The organism is Clostridium sp. TJA085 (assembly GCF_058310235.1).
On record NZ_JBZEEZ010000001.1, the window covers coordinates 266,313 to 285,543 of the forward strand.

15 protein-coding genes and 1 other annotated feature are annotated in these 19,231 nt (G+C 27.1%); of the genes, 10 read left to right on the forward strand and 5 right to left on the reverse strand.

The genetic code is table 11. The annotated features are described in order from the left end of the window. Positions 1-13: 13 nt before the first annotated feature. Positions 14-367 carry a tetratricopeptide repeat protein gene (locus tag AC4FQW_RS01315; RefSeq protein ID WP_303127520.1) on the reverse strand — a complete coding sequence of 118 codons (354 nt, stop codon included), beginning with the start codon at positions 365-367 and terminating at the stop codon, positions 14-16. Between the two features lie 276 nt (positions 368-643). Between AC4FQW_RS01315 and AC4FQW_RS01320 the strand changes: the two genes are divergently transcribed. Further along, the gene (locus AC4FQW_RS01320) at positions 644-4,882 is read left to right on the forward strand and encodes an acyl-CoA dehydratase activase-related protein (RefSeq protein ID WP_491146853.1); all 4,239 of its coding nucleotides are present in this window, start codon (positions 644-646) and stop codon (positions 4,880-4,882) included. A gap of 58 nt (positions 4,883-4,940) precedes the next feature. Further along, positions 4,941-5,166, forward strand: a binding site (T-box leader). Positions 5,167-5,291: 125 nt separating this feature from the next. Next, complete coding sequence (locus AC4FQW_RS01325) at positions 5,292-7,937, forward strand: valine--tRNA ligase (protein ID WP_491146854.1); 2,646 nt, start codon at positions 5,292-5,294, stop codon at positions 7,935-7,937. Between the two features lie 102 nt (positions 7,938-8,039). On the opposite strand, the gene AC4FQW_RS01330 is transcribed toward AC4FQW_RS01325, so the two are convergent. Beyond that, positions 8,040-9,293 carry an FprA family A-type flavoprotein gene (locus AC4FQW_RS01330; RefSeq protein WP_303127512.1) on the reverse strand — a complete coding sequence of 418 codons (1,254 nt, stop codon included), beginning with the start codon at positions 9,291-9,293 and terminating at the stop codon, positions 8,040-8,042. Between the two features lie 204 nt (positions 9,294-9,497). Between AC4FQW_RS01330 and AC4FQW_RS01335 the strand changes: the two genes are divergently transcribed. Next, the gene (locus tag AC4FQW_RS01335; protein WP_491146855.1) at positions 9,498-10,787 is read left to right on the forward strand and encodes a bifunctional folylpolyglutamate synthase/dihydrofolate synthase; all 1,290 of its coding nucleotides are present in this window, start codon (positions 9,498-9,500) and stop codon (positions 10,785-10,787) included. Positions 10,788-10,805: 18 nt separating this feature from the next. On the opposite strand, the gene AC4FQW_RS01340 is transcribed toward AC4FQW_RS01335, so the two are convergent. Next, on the reverse strand, positions 10,806-11,054 hold the full coding sequence (locus tag AC4FQW_RS01340) for a TIGR03905 family TSCPD domain-containing protein (protein ID WP_303127509.1): 249 nt from the start codon (positions 11,052-11,054) through the stop codon (positions 10,806-10,808). A gap of 125 nt (positions 11,055-11,179) precedes the next feature. Here AC4FQW_RS01340 and AC4FQW_RS01345 point away from each other — a divergent pair, with 125 nt between their 5' ends. After that, entirely contained in the window at positions 11,180-12,070 is an 891-nt protein-coding gene (locus tag AC4FQW_RS01345) for a YncE family protein (RefSeq protein WP_491146856.1), read from the forward strand. On the opposite strand, the gene AC4FQW_RS01350 is transcribed toward AC4FQW_RS01345, so the two are convergent. After that, entirely contained in the window at positions 12,067-12,603 is a 537-nt protein-coding gene (locus AC4FQW_RS01350) for a DUF4364 family protein (RefSeq protein ID WP_303127505.1), read from the reverse strand. The two genes, AC4FQW_RS01345 and AC4FQW_RS01350, sit on opposite strands and share 4 nt — an antisense overlap. A 119-nt stretch (positions 12,604-12,722) precedes the next feature. Here AC4FQW_RS01350 and AC4FQW_RS01355 point away from each other — a divergent pair, with 119 nt between their 5' ends. Next, on the forward strand, positions 12,723-13,481 hold the full coding sequence (locus AC4FQW_RS01355) for a polysaccharide deacetylase family protein (RefSeq protein WP_491146857.1): 759 nt from the start codon (positions 12,723-12,725) through the stop codon (positions 13,479-13,481). A gap of 109 nt (positions 13,482-13,590) precedes the next feature. Then, positions 13,591-14,244 carry a single-stranded DNA-binding protein gene (locus AC4FQW_RS01360; RefSeq protein ID WP_303127495.1) on the forward strand — a complete coding sequence of 218 codons (654 nt, stop codon included), beginning with the start codon at positions 13,591-13,593 and terminating at the stop codon, positions 14,242-14,244. Positions 14,245-14,283: 39 nt separating this feature from the next. On the opposite strand, the gene dapD is transcribed toward AC4FQW_RS01360, so the two are convergent. Then, positions 14,284-14,994 carry a 2,3,4,5-tetrahydropyridine-2,6-dicarboxylate N-acetyltransferase gene (gene dapD / locus AC4FQW_RS01365; RefSeq protein WP_303127492.1) on the reverse strand — a complete coding sequence of 237 codons (711 nt, stop codon included), beginning with the start codon at positions 14,992-14,994 and terminating at the stop codon, positions 14,284-14,286. 146 nt (positions 14,995-15,140) lie between these two features. On the opposite strand from dapD, the gene AC4FQW_RS01370 reads away from it, so the two are divergent. The 4 genes from AC4FQW_RS01370 to AC4FQW_RS01385 all read left to right on the forward strand — a co-directional run bounded on the left by AC4FQW_RS01370 (position 15,141) and on the right by AC4FQW_RS01385 (position 19,223). Then, on the forward strand, positions 15,141-15,686 hold the full coding sequence (locus tag AC4FQW_RS01370) for a cob(I)yrinic acid a,c-diamide adenosyltransferase (protein WP_491146858.1): 546 nt from the start codon (positions 15,141-15,143) through the stop codon (positions 15,684-15,686). Then, complete coding sequence (locus tag AC4FQW_RS01375) at positions 15,686-16,822, forward strand: pyridoxal phosphate-dependent aminotransferase (RefSeq protein WP_491146859.1); 1,137 nt, start codon at positions 15,686-15,688, stop codon at positions 16,820-16,822. Before AC4FQW_RS01370 ends, AC4FQW_RS01375 begins: the two co-directional genes overlap by 1 nt. A gap of 519 nt (positions 16,823-17,341) precedes the next feature. Further along, a complete protein-coding gene (locus AC4FQW_RS01380; RefSeq protein WP_303127489.1) occupies positions 17,342-18,268 on the forward strand; it encodes an ABC transporter permease in 927 nt (308 codons plus the stop codon). A 13-nt stretch (positions 18,269-18,281) separates the two neighbouring features. Further along, positions 18,282-19,223: an ABC transporter permease gene (locus tag AC4FQW_RS01385; RefSeq protein ID WP_303127488.1), complete on the forward strand. Its 942-nt coding sequence runs from the start codon at positions 18,282-18,284 to the stop codon at positions 19,221-19,223. Positions 19,224-19,231 lie beyond the last annotated feature (8 nt).

Here is a 19,231-nt window from a genome sequence, read left to right on the forward strand (position 1 = left end):
TGTTTATCTCATTCTAACTTTTTTTATGTTTAGATAATATTAAATCAATAGCCTTTTCACAATCTTTATCTTTGTTGTCTAAAGACCAAGATACATTGAAATATATTAAGGCTTTATTATTTTCATTTTTCATTGCATAACAGTATCCAAGATTAAAAAAATACTTACTATCCCTTTGTAAAGTTATTGCTTTTTTTAACATAGATATAGCATTATCGTAGTTTTTAAGCTTTATAAAGCAAACACCTGAATTATAGTAAGAACATGCTTCATTTTCATTATATTCAACAGCTTTTTGATAAAATTCTATAGCTTTTTCATAATCTTTTGTATTATATAATCTATTAGCTTCGCTAAAATAATTCATATATTCCTCCTTAAATTTAAAAAAAATTAACAAATTAAAATTTATTTTTTTAAAAGTGAATGAATAAAAGTATTAAACATTTACATTATATACATAGTTTTAATATTATATACGAAACTTACCAAATATATACTGAAATTTTAATAAAGATTTAACTTAACCTTAAATTTTTGATAAATAATAATGTGATAATATAATTATTATTGATTTGACAATTAGTTAATATATAATACATATATAAGTGTTTTATTTAAAATGGATAAGTAGGTGTAATTAATGAATAATTATAAAATGGGGTTGGATGTAGGATCAACTACTGTAAAAATAGTAGTTTTAAATACTAATAATGAAATAGTCTTTTCAGAGTATAGAAGACATTTTTCAGATATAAAAAATACAATTATACAATTAATTAAAGAATGTTATGAAAAAATTGGAGATAGAAAAATTACTGTAACTATAACAGGTTCAGGAGGATTATCATTATCAGAGTGGCTTGGAGTAAACTTTGTGCAAGAAGTTATAGCTTGTACAGAAACTATAGAAAAAGTTATAAAAGAAACAGATGTTGCAATTGAACTTGGAGGAGAAGATGCAAAAATAACATATTTAAGAGATGGGATAGAACAAAGAATGAATGGTACTTGTGCAGGTGGAACAGGTGCATTTATAGATCAAATGGCAGCTCTTTTAAATACAGATGCACAAGGATTAAATGAACTTGCAAAAGGACATACAATTATATATCCAATTGCATCAAGATGTGGTGTTTTTGCTAAAACAGACGTACAGCCATTAATAAATGAAGGTGCTAAAAAAGAAGATATCGCAGCTTCGGTGTTACAAGCTGTTGTAAATCAAACAATTGGTGGACTTGCGTGTGGTAAGCCTATAAAGGGAAATGTGGCATTTTTAGGAGGGCCACTTTATTTCTTATCAGAGCTTAGAAAAAGGTTTATAGAAACATTACAATTAAAAGAAGATGAAATTATATTTCCAGATAATTCACAGTTATTTGTAGCAATGGGAGCTGCACTTTTATCAGAAGAACAAGAATGTATATCCTTTAAAGAATTAGTTGATAAAACTAAACATATTAGTGATGCAAAAGATGATAATATAGAAAGATTACCAGCATTATTTGAAAATAAAGAAGCGTTTGAAAAGTTTAAAGAAAGACATGATAAAGCTAAAGCTAAAAGAGGAAATTTAGAAAATACTAGAGGAAATGTATTTTTAGGTATAGATGCTGGTTCGACTACTACAAAGGTTGTATTAATAAATGAAGATAGAGAAATAATATATTCATTTTATGGTAGTAATGAGGGTAATCCATTAAAAACTATTGTAGAAATAATGAATGATTTATATAGCAAATTACCAGACGGGGTTAAGATTGCAAAAAGTACTGTTACAGGATATGGAGAGGCTTTAATAAAATCTGCACTTCATATGGATCTTGGAGAAATAGAAACAATAGCCCATTATAAAGCAGCTGAATACTTTTTACCTGGAGTTGATTTTATACTTGATATAGGTGGACAAGACATGAAGTGTTTAAGAATAAAAGGCGGAGTAATAGATAGTATATTACTTAATGAAGCTTGTTCATCAGGATGTGGTTCCTTTATAGAGACATTTGGAAAATCTTTAGGTATGGAAGTTAAAGATTTTGCAAAAGAAGCATTATTTTCAACTTCTCCTGTAGATCTTGGTTCAAGATGTACTGTATTTATGAATTCGAGAGTTAAGCAATCACAAAAAGAAGGTGCAAGTGTTGGTGATATATCAGCAGGGCTTTCATATTCAGTAATAAAAAATGCATTATATAAAGTTATAAAAATTAGAGACGAAAAAGAAATGGGAGAAAAAATAATAGTTCAAGGCGGAACTTTTTATAATGATGCAGTTTTAAGAAGCTTTGAGAAGATATCAGGTAGAGAAGTTATAAGACCAGATATAGCAGGACTTATGGGTGCTTTTGGAGCAGCTCTTATATCAAAAGAAAGATATGTAGAAGGTGAAGAATCTAGCTTACTTAAAAAAGAAGATATAAAAGGATTTAAAATGACATCTGAATTTAGAAGATGCGGTTTATGCGGAAATAATTGCTTGTTAACTGAAAATACATTTTCTACAGATGAAAAATTTATATCAGGTAATAGGTGTGAAAGACCACTTGGAATTCACATAAAAAAAGATGAAGTCCCAAATCTTTATAAATATAAATTTAAAAGAACGTTTGGATATAAACCATTAAAGAAAGAAGAAGCCAAAAGAGGAACTATTGGTATACCAAGAGTTTTAAATATGTATGAAAATTATCCTTTATGGTTTACTTTATTTACAGAGCTTGGATTTAGAGTGATAGCATCACCTGTTTCTTCAAAAAAATTATATGAAAAAGGTATAGATACGATACCATCAGAATCAGCTTGTTACCCAGCAAAGCTTGTGCATGGTCATATAATGAGTTTAATAGAATCTGGAGTGGATACAATATTTTATCCATGTATACCATATGAGAAAAAAGAATTTAGTGATTCAACTAACCATTATAATTGTCCTATGGTAACTTCATATCCAGAAGTAATTAAAAATAATATGGATATATTAGAAGAAAAAAATATAAAATATATTGCACCATTTTTCTCATTAGATAATGAAAAAGTATTGGTTAAAAGAATAGTTGAAGAGTTTAAAGACTTTAAAATAACATTAAATGAAGCAAAAGATGCAGTTAGAAAAGCTTATGTAGAAAGAGATAAATATAGAGCTGATATAAAAAATAAGGGAAAAGAAGTTATTGAATATCTTGAAAAAAATAATAAAAAAGGTATAGTTCTTACAGGAAGACCTTATCATATAGATCCAGAAATAAATCATGGAATACCAGATGTTATAACTTCATTTGGGATGGCAGTATTAACAGAAGATAGCATTTGTGATTTAGGTGAATTAAATGCTCCTTTAAGAGTAGTTGATCAATGGACTTATCATGGAAGACTATATAGAGCAGCAGCATACGTTAGAGATTCAAGAGTGTTAGAAATGATTCAACTTAATTCTTTTGGATGTGGATTAGATGCTGTAACAACAGATCAAGTAAATGAAATTCTTCAAGAAAAAGGTAAGATATATACTGTATTAAAAATAGATGAAGGAAATAATTTAGGAGCTGCAAAAATAAGAATTAGATCACTAAAAGCTGCTATTGAAGAAAGAGATAGAAATAATTATAGTCCAGTAACAGAGGATATAGAATATAAAAATCCTACATTTACTAAAGAAATGAAGAAAAAACATACAATATTATGCCCACAAATGTCTCCAATACATTTTGATATTTTACAAGAGGCAGTTAGAGCTTCTGGATATAACCTTGAAATATTACCATCAACAGATCCAGGTGCAGTTGAAGAAGGGTTAAAATATGTGAATAATGATGCATGTTATCCATCAATAATTGTAATTGGACAAATAATAAAGGCTTTAAAATCAGGAAAATATGATTTAAATAATACATCTGTTATAATATCTCAAACAGGTGGTGGATGTAGGGCAACAAATTACATAGGATTTTTGAAGTTAGCTATGAAAAATGCTGGATTTAATAATGTACCTATACTTTCATTAAATGCAGTTGGGCTTGAAAAGCAACCAGGGTTTAAAATAACTATAAGACTTATAAGAAGAGCTTTAATGGCGCTTATTTATGGAGATCTTTTTATGAGAGTTTTATATAGAACTAGACCATATGAAAAAGTTAAAGGTTCAGCAAATGAACTTCATAAAAAATGGGAAAAAATTGCTAAAGAAAATGTTAGAAATGGAAGCAAGAGAGAATTTAATAAAAATGTTAAAAATATAATAAAAGAATTTGATGAGTTAGAATTATTAGATATTAAAAAACCTAGAGTTGGTGTAGTTGGTGAAATATTAGTAAAATATCATCCAACAGCTAATAATGATATAGTAAGTCTTTTAGAAAGTGAAGGAGCAGAAGCTGTTGTTCCAGATCTTTTAGATTTCTTCTTTTATTCAGCTTACGATAGTGAATTTAAAGCTGATTATTTAGCATTTAGTAAGATGTCAAAGAACCTATCCAATTTAGCAATGAAATACATGAATAGTTATAGAAAATCAATGAATGAAGCTCTAGAAAAAAGTGAAAGATTTGAAGCACCTAAAAATATAAGAGATTTAGGTAAGATGGCTTCACAAATACTTTCACTTGGAAATCAAACTGGAGAAGGTTGGTTTTTAACAGCTGAAATGATAGAACTTATAAAAAGTGGTGCTGATAACATAGTTTGTATGCAACCATTTGCTTGTTTACCAAATCATGTAACAGGAAAAGGTATGATGAAAGCACTTAAAAAAAGATATAAAAATGCTAATATAGTTGCTGTAGATTATGATCCAGGTGCATCAGTTGTAAATCAAGTAAATAGAATAAAATTAATGCTTTCAGTTGCATTTAAAAAGATGAAAGAGGATAGTAATAAAAAATAAATTAAATATTTGACAAAAAACAAATATTACTATAACATATATATACGAAAATCATATATTAAAGGCTTAGAAAAAGAGGAGTAAATTTATTAAGTATCAAAGAGAAAAGGGATTAGGTGAGAGCCCTTTATACTGAATATTTTGAAGGTAGCTTTGGAGCTTCTTTAGTGAAATAGTAGTAACTAAAGACGGTTTTAAAATAATCGTTAATTGAATTAAGTGCTTATAATAAATATTTAGTTATTATAAGAATAAAGGTGGTACCACGAGCTTTCGTCCTTTTAGGATGAAGGCTCTTTTTTTATTTTATAAAAAAGCAAAAAAATTTATCTTTATATAAAATTATAAAAATAGTAATTATACTTAAATATAAATAATTTTTAGAAATTTATTAAAGGAGGAGATTGTAATGTCAGATATAAGAAATATTGAGACAACGTATAATCCAAAAGAATTTGAAGATAGAATTTATAAAACTTGGGAAGAAAAAAAATATTTTACTCCAAAAGTAGATAAAAATAAAAAGCCATATTCCATTATTATGCCTCCACCAAATATAACTGGTAAATTACACTTAGGTCATGCACTTGATAATACACTTCAAGATATGCTTATAAGATTTAAAAGAATGCAAGGATTTGAAACTTTATGGCTTCCAGGAGAAGATCATGCTTCAATAGCTACAGAAGTTAAAGTTGAAAATGAATTGCTTAAGCAAGGCTTAAAGAAAAAAGAAATGGGAAGAGAAGCTTTCCTAGAAAAAGTTTGGGAGTGGACAGATGAATATAGAGAGAGAATAAGAACTCAACTTAAAAAAATGGGTTGTTCAGCAGACTTTACTAGAGAAGCATTTACTATGGATGAAAATTTAAATAAAGCTGTTAAGCATGTATTTGTTAAACTTTATAATGAAGGACTTATATATCAAGGAAATAGAATAACAAATTGGTGTCCTAAGTGTCAAACTGCTCTTTCAGATGCAGAAATTGAATATGAAGAAAAAGCAGGACATTTTTGGCATATAAATTATCCTCTTAAAAATGGAGAAGGATTTTTAGAAATAGCAACAACAAGACCAGAAACATTACTTGGAGATACAGCAGTTGCAGTTAATCCAAATGATGAAAGATTTAAGCATCTTATTGGAGAAACTTTAATACTTCCATTAGTAAATAGAGAAATTCCAATAGTTGCAGATGAGTATGTAGATTTAGAGTTTGGTACAGGTGCAGTAAAAATAACTCCAGCTCATGATCCAAATGATTTTGAAGTAGGTAAAAGACATGGACTTCCTGAAATAAGAGTTATGGATGATAAAGGATTCATAAATGAAAAGGGTGGAAAATATGAAGGTCTTGAAAGATATGAAGCTAGAAAGGCAATAGTTAAAGATTTAGAAGAACTTGGACTATTAGTTAAAGTAAAAGACCATAGCCATAATGTAGGAACACATGATAGATGTGGTACAGTAATAGAACCAATAATATCAAAACAATGGTATGTAAAAATGCAATCTTTAGCAGAACCAGCTATAGAAGTTGTTAAAAATGGAAAAACAAAATTTGTTCCAGAAAGATTTGATAAAACATACTTTAACTGGATGGAAAATATACAAGATTGGTGTATATCAAGACAGTTATGGTGGGGACATAGAATACCAGTGTGGTACTGTAATGATTGCGGACATATAAACGTAAGTGAATCAGAAGTAACAACATGTGAAGCTTGTAATAGCAGTAATTTAGAACAGGAAACAGATGTTTTAGATACTTGGTTTAGTTCAGCGCTATGGCCTTTCTCAACACTTGGTTGGCCAAATAAAACAGATGATTTAGAATATTTCTATCCAACTAATACATTAGTTACAGGATATGATATTATATTCTTCTGGGTTGCTAGAATGATATTTAGTGGAATACATAATATGGGAGAAACTCCATTTGAAAATGTATTAATTCATGGAATAATAAGGGACTCAGAAGGAAGAAAAATGAGTAAATCATTAGGTAATGGAGTAGATCCACTTGAAGTTATCGATACTTATGGAGCAGATGCTTTAAGATTTATGTTAGTTACTGGTAATGCACCAGGAAATGATATAAGATATTATCCAGAAAGAGTTGAATCAGCAAGAAACTTTGCAAATAAAATTTGGAATGCTTCAAGATTTGTAATGATGAATTTAGATAGAGAATTAATGGATAAATATAAAGATTCAAATGAATATAGTTTAGCTGATAGATGGATACTTTCAAACTTAAATACTTTAATTAAAGAAGTTACAGAAAATATGGATAAATTTGAGCTTGGAATAGCTCTTCAAAAAATCTATGATTTCATGTGGAATGAATTCTGTGACTGGTATATTGAGCTTGTGAAACCTGTATTATATGGAGAAGATGAAAAGGCGAAAGGTATAGTTTATAATGTATTATTTAATGTTTTAGAATCAGGACTTAAATTACTTCATCCTGTAATGCCTTTTATAACAGAAGAAATATTTACGCATTTAAATGATAAAGAAGAAACAATAACTTTATCTAATTGGCCAGAATATAAAGAAGAATTAAATGATAAAAAAGCCGAGAATGATATGGCATTTATAATAGAAGCTATTAAAAACTTAAGAAATTTAAGAGCTGAAATGAATGTTAAGCCTTCAAGAAAAGCAAATGTTATATGTTATATATCAGATGAAGCTAAAGATGCATTTAAAAATGGAGCTGCTTATATTGAGAAGTTAGCATCAGCATCAAATGTTTCATTTATAGAAAGCAAAAATGAAGTTCCAGAAAATGCTGTATCATTAGTTGTTAAAGGTGGAGAATTATTTATGCCACTTCTTGATTTAGTTGATAGAGAAAAGGAACTTGAAAGATTAAATAAAGAACTTAAGAAATTAGAAGGAGAAATTGAAAGAATAGATAAAAAACTTTCAAATGAAGGATTTGTAGCTAAAGCTCCTGAAAAAGTAGTTCTTGGTGAAAAAGAAAAGAGAGTTAAATATGTTGAAATGTTAGAAGCTGTTAAAGGCAGAATTGATACATTAAAATAATTTAATTATTATAACGCTGGTAATTTAATTACCAGCGTTTTTTCATAGAAAATATAAATTTAAATAAAAAAGAGGCTAATGCCTCTTTTTTAATCTAAAATATTATTTAACATCACATTTTCCGTGATCAATGGCTTTTAGATCAATTTCGCCAAACATAGATTTAGAGAAACTATTACCAAAGTTTATAGCTTCTTGAATTTGTTTTTCTGAAGCTCTAAATCTAACTTTTAATCCTGGATTTACTAATTTCATTTTTAATTCTTCTAATCTGTGTTCTATTCTTGGAACAGCTTCACCACTCCAGCCATATGAACCAAATGCTGCAGCAAATTTACCACCATGAATAATAGGGTTTAAGTTTGCAAGTAATATTCTAATTGGTGGAAGTAATTCATTTACTATAGTTGGAGAACCGAATAATATACCATCTGATTCTTCTATATCTTTAAGTATTTCTGCTGTTTCATGTTCTATAACATCGTACATTTTAACTTCAACATTATGATCTTTTTTAATACCTTCAGCAATGTGATTTGCTAATTCCTTAGTATATCCATATGCTGAAACATAACAAATAGTAACTTTTTTGTCTCCGTTTATATTAGGTTTTACAGGAGTACTCCATTCTTTATAAGTTTTAACTATTTCCCATGGATTATCTCTAAGCACAGGTCCATGTCCTGGACAAATAATATCAATATCTAAGTCTTTTATTTTATCGATAGCTTTTAATACGAATTGCTTATATGGTCCGAATATACAATCATAATAATATCTTAATGCATCATAATAATGATCTTTGTTAGGAAGTAAATCGTTAAATACTTCTTCACATGAGTAGTGGCTTCCGAATGAATCGCAAGTCATTAAGACTTTATCTTCAACTACATAAGTGTACATTGAATCTGGCCAATGTAAAAATGGTGCAGAAATGAACTTTAATGTTTTATTTCCAAGAGATAAAGTATCACCATCTCTAACGACTATATGGTCAAAATCTCTATTTATAATTTCTTTTAAGAAAGAAATTGCTTGCATTGAACCAACGACTTTTGCATGTGGAGCAAGCTCAAGTATTTTACCAACTGATCCTGCATGATCTGGTTCAGTATGATCAACTACTATATAATCTATGTCAGATGGTTTTATATCTAAAGTTTCAAGAGTCTTTAAATATTCATCAAAACATTTTTCTTTTACAGTTTCAAATAAAGCAACTTTTTCATTTCCTTTAACAACATATGAATTATAAGTTGTTCCATATGGAGTATACATAATAATATCAAATACTCTTAAACCTGGATCTAATGCACCTACCCAGTAGATGTCTTTTTTAATCTCAACATTTTTCACTTTGAACACCTCTTACTAACAATACTTTTTATTAAATAATAAATATTAATCCGACTATTTTTATGATATCAAAAAAACAATTTAATGTAAATGATAAAACGTCATTTATTAGATAAATTTAGAAAAATATAATATAATTGTAGTATTAACTTTTAATTATAAAATATTATTATAATTATTAATAAAATTAACAGGAGAAGATGGATGAATTATAAACAAGCAATGGATTATATAAAAGAAGTAGGCAATTTTGGATCAAATTATGGTCTTGAAAGAACTGAAAGAATTTTAGAGATTTTGGGAAATCCGCATAAAAAAATAAAATGTATACATATAGCAGGAACAAATGGTAAGGGGTCTACTACATCTATTATTAATTCTATATTAATTGAAGAAGGATTTAAAGTAGGAATGTATACTTCACCATTTTTGGAGGAATTTGAAGAAAGAATTCAAATAAATAAAGAAAATATTAAAAAGGAAGATTTAGCAATCTCTGTAGAAACTGTAAAAGAAGCAGTAGATAAAGTTATTGAAGAAGGGTACAGCCATCCAACAGAATTTGAAATAATAACTTGTGTAATGTTTGAGTATTTTTATAAAAATAAAGTTGATTATGCAGTAATAGAAGTTGGTCTTGGTGGAAGGCTTGATTCTACTAATGTAGTAAGTCCAATTTTAACTGTTATAACTTCAATTGGATTAGATCATACAAATTTATTAGGAAATACTATTGAAGAAATAGCAAGGGAAAAGGGAGGAATTATAAAGAATAATGTTCCTTTAATATTATATCCTCAAAAAGAATCCGTTAAAAAAGAGATTTTAAAAATAGCAAAAGAAAAAAATTCAAAAATTTATATAGTAAACGAAAAAAATTCTAAATTAATAAGCATAAATAAAGAAAAATTTTATCAGAATATAGAAGTGAAAGGATTAAAAAAAGATTATAAATTAAAGCTTAGGCTTTTAGGAGAGCATCAAGTATTAAATTGTAATGTAGCTATAAATGCAGTTGAAGTTTTATCTAAAATAGAAGATTTTAATATTAATAATATTGAAAAAGGTGTATTTAATGCTAAATGGATAGGTAGATTAGAAGTACTAAGAGAAAATCCTCTTATTGTTATAGATGGAGCTCATAATATACAAGGAATAAAAATGCTTAAAAAAAATATACTAGAATATTTTGATTACGATGATATGTATTTATTAATTGGTATTTTAAGTGATAAGCAAGTTGATGATATGATAAAGGAGATAGTTCCATTAAGTAAAAAAGTAATTGCATTAACTCCACATAGTGACAGAGCTGAACTTGCTAGTGAACTAAGAGAACATATAAAAATGGTAAATAAAAATGTATTAAGTTTTGAAGATTATAAGGAAGGGTTAGAGGAAATTTTAAAAGATGCTAAAGAAAATGATTTGATTTTAGTTACTGGCTCTCTTTATATGATAGGAGATATGAGGAAAATAATAAATAATAAATAAAAAGTAAGCTAAATAAGCTTACTTTTTATTTTTATATTCTTTTAATGCCTTTGATAATTGATCAGGACATGATGTATCTTTATTGCCACATTTTATACCTTCAAGTTTTGATATAGCATCATCAATATTCATACCTTCTACTAATTTAGAAATTCCAAAAAGATTTCCAGGACATCCTCTAACAAATTCAACAGTTTTTATTGTATTATTTTCTACATCAATGTGTATTTCAGTTGAACAAACACCAGTTGTTTTATAAGTGTACATTAAGTTTACCTCCAATTATAAAGTGTACAAGTATATTATATTTGTAAATTATAAAGAAATAAAGTGTAATTTGTCGCTAATTCTATAAATAATTCATATTATATATAGGTAAGTCTTTTAAGGAGGTGTTACCTATAAATAATATATATGTTTGTAATACTATAGACGACTGTATTAAAAAACTAAACATAGATAATTTTAAAATAGATAGTTTACATTTAAAGCTAATAGATAAAAAATCTATAGGACCTATTTCTATAGATATAAAAGAAAATAATTGTATTGTAGTGAATAAGTTAGATGGGACTATATCAAATATTGATTTAGAATCATTTGTTGAGAATAATAGAAAATATATATGTCCAGCACCTAGGGATATAAAAATATATGGAGATTACGCTTATATATCTAGTAATGAAACAAATTCAATAATAATGTACAATATAATAAAAGAAGAAATAGAAATGCAATTAAAAACAGGTATTTCGCCAGGGAGTATTGTATTATGTGAGGAAGATAGTAAGCTTTTTTGTGCTAATATATTAGAAGATACAATAACAGTTATAGATTTAAAAGAAAATAAAGTTATAAGAAATATAAAGGTTGGAAATTATCCTATAAAAATAAAATTATCTAAAGATAAAAAATTACTATATGTTTGTGAAAGCAATTTAGAAGATGATAATAATGGATATATAAGTATTTATTCTTTAAGTAATTTTAATTTAGAGAGTAGAATAAGAGGGGGGAAGACACCTATTGATATTTATGAAGATAAAGGAATTTTATATGTTTCAGATTTTGAAGGTGGTAGTATAAATTTAATAAATGAAAAAGAAGAAAAAGAAGAAAAAAGATTATTTTTAGGTGGGATGCCAAACGGAATATTGAAGCATGAAGATAAACTATATGTTACAGATTACTTTAATGGAAATTTATATCAAATAGATGAGGAGCTTGAAAATTTAAAAATCATTGCAATAGGAAATGAGCCTAATGCAATGATTATAGTTTAATTTAAATCATCAAAAAGTAGATTTATAATTTGATTATAAATTTCAGAAGGATTTTCCTGCCACTTGTTACAAAGATAAGTGGCTTGTTTTTTTGTAGGAACTTGTAATTTTAATTCTATCAATGGAGAATCATCTTCTAAAGCTTTAATATCTACAATAAAGCTATCATTTTGTCCAATTGTATAATCGCTATGTATAGTTAATTCTTTTTTTATTAAATCTATATGTGACTTAATATATTCATTTATAAGTGATATTTTCGAAGGGGATATTCTATCTTGAAAAAATGAAAGAACTCCTTCACCTTCATTTGTAACTTTTAATAATTTTTTATCCATTACTTCAGCATACTCTATAAAATTTGCTTCATTAAGTTCTGTTATGTATTGTTGAAGAGTAAAATAGTTAATAAAGCTATTTTCAAGAACTATTTCTGTAAGTTGTGTATTAGAAATAGGATGTTTTAAAGATTTTAAAATATATAAAAGCAATAATTTATTTTCTGCTAATTCTAATGAATTTTCTTCGTACATAATTAAGCCTCCATCTATCTAGATATATTTTTAATTATAGCATAAATTTTTAAATAATGAATATAGTGACTATAAATAAAATATAAATGATATATAACACTGATAGAGGTTTAGAGGGTATGAAGGGAAAAAGGAATATTTTTTTAGTTATAGGTGCTATAATTTTACTTATGAGTTTTGTATATGTAAAATATCAAAAAATATCATTAGAAACTATAGCAACTGAAAAAAAATTACCTATACATTGTATAGAAACTAAAGAGAAGGAAATAGCTTTAACATTTGATATAAATTGGGCTGAGAAAGATTACTTAAAGAATATATTAGATGTGTTAGATAAATACGATGTTAAAGCTACATTTTTTATAATAGGTAAATGGGTTAATTATACAGATGAAAATTTAAAAAATTTAAAAATTATAAATGAGAAAGGTCATGAAATAGGAAATCATAGTTATATACATCCAAATTTTTCAGGTCTTAGAGATGAGCTTATTGAAAAGGAAATAATTAAAACAGAAAAAGTAATATATGAAGCTACGGGAGTAAAAACTATTTTATTTAGATTTCCAAGTGGAGATTATTCGAATAATTCATTAAGAAAAGTAGAAAGTATGGGTTATATACCAATACAATGGAATATAGACTCTGTAGATTGGAGAGAAGATGGAAAAGAAAAGGAATATAAAAGGGTTAAAGATAAAATAAAGGAAGGATCCATAATTCTTTATCATAATAATGCAAAGTATACAGTAGAAAATTTAGATAGATTAATAAGTGAACTAAAAAAGGATGGATATTCATTTAAAAAGGTTGGTGAAATGATTTATAAAGATAGTTATTATATAGATTCTCAAGGCATACAACATAAAAAATAATAAATTATATTGAAAAAGCAATAAATTATGTATTATAATGGAAATGTACTGGTGTGGGGATCATTAAAATTTATAAAATACTTAATTATAAAGGGAGAGAGGGGTTACAATGGATAACTTAATGTTAAACAACAAAATTTATCTTGAAGGAAAGGTAGTTTCAGAATTAGAGTATAGTCATGAAATGTATGGGGAAGGTTTTTATACTTTTAATCTAGAAGTTCAAAGATTAAGTGATTCAACAGACTTACTTAATATAACGATTTCAGAAAGATTATTAGCTGATTTTGATGTAAGCTTAGGAAAAGACGTTATAGTTGAAGGACAATTAAGATCATACAATAAATTTGTAGATGGTTCTAATAAACTTATACTTACTGTATTTGCTAGAAATATTGAACCATGTATAGAAAAAAGCAAAAATCCAAATGAAATATATTTAGATGGGTTCATATGTAAAGAACCAGTATATAGAACTACACCATTTGGAAGAGAAATAGCAGATGTTTTACTAGCTGTTAACAGAGCATATAATAAGTCAGATTATATTCCAACAATTGCATGGGGAAGAAATTCAAGATTTTGCAAGAGTTTAGAAGTTGGAGATAATATTAAAGTATGGGGTAGATTACAAAGTAGAGAATATCAAAAGAAAATATCAGAAACAGAAGTAGTAAAGAAAATTGCTTATGAAGTTTCAATTTCTAAAATGGAAAGAGTAAAAAAAGATGAGGTTTGTGAGCACGAAGAAGGTGCAGTTTAATATTAAAAAAGGTATTTGAAAATTCAAATACCTTTTTTATTATTTTCTTAAATCATCAAGAAGTTGAGTTTTATCTTTTGTTTTATCATCAACTGATTTAATTATTTTAGCTGGAGAACCTGCAACAACAACTCCATCTGGAACATCTTCAGTAACAACAGATCCAGCTGCAACAACAGAACCTTTACCAATTTTAACGCCTTCTAATATAACTGCATTTGCTCCAATTAAAGCATTATCTCCAATTTCGCATGGTGATTTGCTAGGTGGTTCTAGAACACCAGCAACAACAGCACCGGCACCTAAGTGAACATTTTTTCCAAGTTTTCCACGAGCACCTATTACAGCATTCATATCAACCATTGTTCCTTCACCAATTTCAGCTCCTATATTAATAACAGCTCCCATCATAACAACTGCATTTTTACCAATTTTAACTCTATCACGAATTATTGAACCTGGTTCGATTCTAGCTTCTACTTCAAGAAGATCAAGCATTGGAATTGCTGAATTTCTTCTATCATTTTCTACTCTAAAGTGTTTAATTAAATGCTTGTTATCTAAAACAACTTTTAGTATTGAATCAGATTCACCTGCTAATATGTAAAATCCATTAGCACCATACCATTCTATATTTTCTAAGTTTGCTTCGCTTAAGTCACCATTTATATAAACTTTAACAGGTGTTGACTTTTTAGATTCTTTTATAAATCTAGCTATTTCATATGGATCAGTTAAATTATATTCCATAATATCATCCTTTCTAACAGTTACTATTATTTATAAATAACAAGTTAATTATAATAAAAAAAGTTTAATAATAAAAGAGTTTAGAGTAAAAAAGAGTAATATTTGCTAGTATTAAAAGTTTAATGTAAAATATTTTTAATAAGGAGATGATAAGTTTGAAACTAAGTGAAGGATTTGTTCAGATATATACAGGTGATGGAAAAGGAAAAACTACAGCAGCAATAGGTCAAGGGATTAGAGCTTATGGAAATGGTTTAAAGGTTATTATGATTCAATTTTTAAAAAGTGGAGAAACAGGAGAACTTCAAACAGTAAAAGAGCTTGGAGAAAATTTTGAAATTTTTAGATTTAAAAAGAGAAGGGGTTTCGTTTGGACTTTAAGTGAAGAAGAAAAAGAAGAAGTAAAAAAGGAAGTTAAAGCTTCTTATGATTTTCTTTTAAGTCTTTTAGAAGATGATAGATGTGATGTTCTAATTATTGATGAGATAATGGGAGTATTAAAAAATAAATTTTTAACAGTTGAAGATGTTATAAATATAATTGATAGAAAGAGAAAACATGTAGAAATAATAATGACTGGTAGAAATGTACCAAAAGAAATAGTTGAAAAAGCAGATTTAGTAACTGAAATGAAGTTAGTTAAACATTATTATCAAAAAGGTATTCCAGCTAGGAAGGGGATAGAGTTTTAATGAATAATAAAGTACTAGGAATAGAAATATCAGGAATAAGAAAATTTTATAATAAAGTAAAGAAAGTTGATGGAGCTATATCATTAACTCTTGGTCAACCGGATTTTAATACACCTAAGGTTGTTAAAGATGGAATTAAAAGAGCTATAGATGAAAATAAAACTGTGTATACTGAAAATGCTGGAATAATGGAATTAAGAGAGGAAATAGCAAAATATTTAAATGGCTTAAACATTAAATATAATAGTAACAATATTTGCATTACTGTTGGTGGAAGTGAAGCAATATTTGATTGTTTTATGGCACTTTTAAATAATGGGGATGGAGTTCTAATTCCAAACCCTGCATACCCAGCTTATGAAAGTATTGTGAAAATGATTGGTGGGAAAGTTAATAATTATGAGTTAGATGAAAACTTTAATATAAATATAGATAATTTAATAAATAAATATAAAGAAACTAAAAGTAAATATTTAGTATTGTCTTTTCCAACAAATCCAACTGGAGCTATTTTAAATAAAGAATTAAGAGATAAGCTAGTAGAGTTTATAAAGAAAGAAGATATTATAGTAATTACAGATGAAATATATGCTTCAATTATATATGATACATATTATTCAGTAGCTCAAGATGAATCTATATTAGATAAAATAATATATATAAGTGGGTTTTCTAAGATGTTTTCAGCAACTGGTCTTAGAATTGGATATATAGCTTGTAAAGAAAAAATAATGAATGAGATAATGAAAGTTCATCAATATGGTGTTTCATGTGCTCCATCTATTGTACAATATGGTATGATTGAAGGATTAAAATATGGATTTGATGATGTTATATTTATGAAAAATGAATTTTTAAGAAGAAAAAATTATGTAGTGGAAAGATTAAGAAAAATGGGAGTAGATGTGAATAATCCAAAAGGTGCATTTTATGTTTTTCCATCTATAAAAAAATTTAATTTAACTTCAGAAGAGTTTTGTGATAAATTGCTTGAAAAAGAAAAGGTTGCCTGTGTACCAGGAACAGCTTTTGGAAGTAACGGTGAAGGTTATATTAGAATATCTTATTGTTATTCAATGGAAGAATTAGAAATAGCACTGAATAAAATAGAAAATTTTATTAATAACATAAAATAAATAATATATAAATTTTATAAAAAATACGTTTGTTATACAAAAAGTAACAAACGTATTTTTATTTTGAAAAAAATTAAAATGAAGGAAAGATTAAATTTTACTTCAAAAAGTCTAGTTAATACTATAAATTTTCTTTATTTTTAATATAAAAAATAAAAGTTAAAAAATTAAACTTTCAAAATGTTTGTTTAATGCGAACAAAAATAAAGAAATGTATTTAAAAAAGAATAGTAAAATAAAAAAAGTTTTTTACAAATATTTCAATAAAAACGATAAAAAAAAGATATTTATTTTATTTAAATTTTATCCATAAATTAACAGTATAAGCTAAAGTAAACGTATTCAAAAAGATAAAGGAATTTTGAGTTAATATTAAAAATATTGATATATTATTGATAAGTTAATAATAAATTACTATAAAAATTGTTATAATAAATTAGCAAAATGACTATATATAATATAATTAATAACAATAAATAAATGTAAAAAATATTACAAAAATAGAATGGAGGGGGTAAAATGCTAAAGTACATAGGAAAAAGAATTTTTACTAGTATTTTAACAATATGGGCAGTTGTTACTATAACATTCTTTTTGGTAAGGGCAATGCCAGGAGGACCATTTGATGGTGAAAAAGTAACACCTGAAATGAAGGTTATATTAAATGAAAAATATGGATTAGATAAACCGTTAAGTGAGCAGTATGAAATCTATATGAAAAATTTATTAAAAGGTGATTTAGGTGAATCAATGCAGTTTAGAGGAAGGGAAGTAAAAGAAACTATAAAATACTCATTTCCTAAATCAGCAAAACTTGGAGTTGTTGCAGTAGTTTTCTCTTTAGCAGTTGGAACTTTACTTGGAATAGTATCAGCATTAAAATCAGGAAAATTACCAGATAAATTATGTATGTTTATATCTACTTTAGGCATAACAGTACCTAGTTTTGTAATAGGTGCAGTACTTATATATTTTTTTACTGTTGAATGGAAGTTACTACCTGCAGTTGGATTGAAGGGGCCAAGTAGTTATATTATGCCAGTTATTGCGCTTGCAGGAAGTTCAATGGCATTTATAACAAGACTTACAAGAAGCAAATTAATTGATGTATTAAAATCAGATTATATAAGAACAGCAAAAGCTAAAGGCTTAAGTAGCAAAATTGTTATATTTAAACATGCTTTGAGAAATTCACTTATTCCAGTTGTAACTTATTTAGGACCACTTATAGCATCAATTTTAACAGGATCATTTGTAGTTGAAAAGATATTTGTTGTACCTGGGCTTGGAAATGAATTTGTATCAACTATAACAAATAGAGATTATACTTCCTTACTTGGAGTAGTAGTGTTTTTCTGCACATTAATTGTAATAAGTAACTTATTAGTTGATATATTATATGTAATCATAGATCCAAGAATAAAATTGGATGATATTGAAGGATAAAGGAGGCAGATTTATGGAAAATTTAGAATTTGATAAAAGTATGTTTACTCCTGTATCGCAAGAAGAAAAAGCTTTCGAAAAAAATATAAGACCAAGTGTTGGTTATTGGAGTGATGCTTGGAGAAGGTTAAAGTCAAATAAGGTAGCATTAATTTCTTTAATAATTATAATTGCTTTAGTTATACTTGCAATAGTAGTTCCTATAGTATCTCCTTTTAAATATGATTCTCAAAATTTAGCATTAAAGGACTTGGGGCCTAATAAAACTAATTTCTTCGGTACAGATAAACTTGGTAGAGATTTATTTGTAAGAGTTATGATGGGGGCAAGGTATTCATTAGTTATTGGTGGTGCAGCAGCTATTATAAATCTTTTTATAGGAGTTATATATGGTGGAATATCAGGTTTTTTTGGTGGAAAGATTGATAATATAATGATGAGAATAGTTGATTGCCTTTATTCAATTCCAACAACTATATATGTTGTAATTATAATGGCTGTATTAAAAGATACTGCATTTGATAAAACAGGAATACTTAGTATTATATTAGCTCTTTCTATATCATATTGGGTTGGAATGGCAAGAATAGTAAGAGGAGATATTCTTCAATTAAAGCAACAAGAATTTGTACTTGCAGCTAAAACATTAGGAGCATCTAAAAAAAGAATATTATTTAGACATTTAATACCAAATTGTATGGGGTCAATAATAGTTACCATGACTCTTTTAATTCCACAAGCTATTTTTACTGAAGCCTTTTTAAGTTTTATAGGATTAGGCCTTAATGCTCCTCTTGCATCATTAGGGACTTTATGTAATGATGCAATGCCAGCTATATATACAAATCCTTATCAGCTATTCTTCCCAGCAGCAATGATATGTTTAATAATACTTTCGTTTAATATGCTTGGTGATGGATTAACAGAAGCGTTAGATCCAAAGCATCAAAGATAGTAGGAGGA